The sequence below is a fragment of the Streptomyces sp. NPDC054847 genome, from assembly GCF_053610925.1.
This window is the reverse complement of the sequence record NZ_JBSGZJ010000803.1, coordinates 1-1,069: the sequence shown is the minus strand read 5'-3', so window position 1 is coordinate 1,069 and position 1,069 is coordinate 1. Positions and strand designations below refer to the sequence as shown.

Annotated in this window: 1 protein-coding gene; it reads left to right on the top strand. The window is 72.8% G+C overall.

From position 1 onward, the window contains the following. Positions 1-64 precede the first annotated feature (64 nt). Complete coding sequence (locus tag ACWGH4_RS35350) at positions 65-1,003, top strand: ATP-binding cassette domain-containing protein (protein WP_453468025.1); 939 nt, start codon at positions 65-67, stop codon at positions 1,001-1,003. Positions 1,004-1,069 lie beyond the last annotated feature (66 nt).

Sequence of the window (1,069 nt, the reverse complement as noted above, 5' to 3'; positions counted from 1 at the left end):
GTCGTACGCTCCGTGCGGCGGGGCGGACGTCCGACCGGGCGGACACGGACGAACGGGAGAGTCGATGACCGCCGTCATCGAGACACGCGGGCTCACCAAGCGCTACCGGGGCGGCCGGCCGGCGGTCGACCGGCTCGACCTCAGCGTGCCGGCAGGCAGCGTCTTCGGTTTCCTCGGGCCCAACGGCTCGGGAAAGACCACCACGATCCGCATGCTCATGGGCCTCATCGGGCCCACCGCCGGCACGGCCACGGTCCTCGGCCTGCCCATGCCCCGCTCGGCCGGCTCGGTGCTTCCGCACGTCGGCGCACTGATCGAGGGCCCGGCGCTGTACGGGTTCCTCAGCGGCCGGGACAACCTGCTGCGCTACGACTCGGCCGATCCGGCCGCCGATCCCCGTACCCGCGAGGCGCGAGTGGCATCCGCGCTGGAACGGGTGGGGCTGACCCAGGCGTCCGGCAAGAAGGCGAAGGCCTACTCCCTCGGCATGAAACAGCGCCTGGGCCTGGCCGCGGCGCTGCTCCGGCCGCGGAAGCTGCTGGTGCTGGACGAGCCGACGAACGGCCTGGATCCGCAGGGCATGCGGGAGATCCGCACCCTGGTGAGGGAACTTGCCGCGGACGGCACCACCGTCTTCCTCTCCTCGCACCTGCTGGACGAGATCGAGCAGGTCTGTACCCACGCGGCGGTGATGGCCCAGGGACGCCTGATCACCCAGGGCCCGGTGGCGGAGCTCGCGGCAGGGGCCAGAGGGCGGCTCGCCGTCCTCACACCGGACCCGGCGGAGGCGGTCCGTATCCTCACGGAGCACGGCCTCACCGGTGTGGTCCGGGAGGGAGAACGGGTGACGGCGGAACCTCCGGCGGACGAGGCGGAACTGGCCGGGCTCAACGCCGCACTGGTCCACGGCGGTGTGCGGGTACGGGGTTTCGGAGTGGAACGCGCCTCCCTGGAGGACGCGTTCGTGGCACTGACCGGGGAGGGCTTCGATGTCGCAGGCTGAGACCGCCGAGCCGGTGGAGAAGGCCGAGCCGCCGGAGAGCCCGACGGACGCCGCGCCGCCGGGCTC

Excerpts from the sequence above, each read along its gene's own strand:
- ACWGH4_RS35350 (WP_453468025.1), top strand. The coding sequence starts at position 65 with ATGACCGCCGTCATCGAGACACGCGGGCTCACCAAGCGCTACCGGGGC.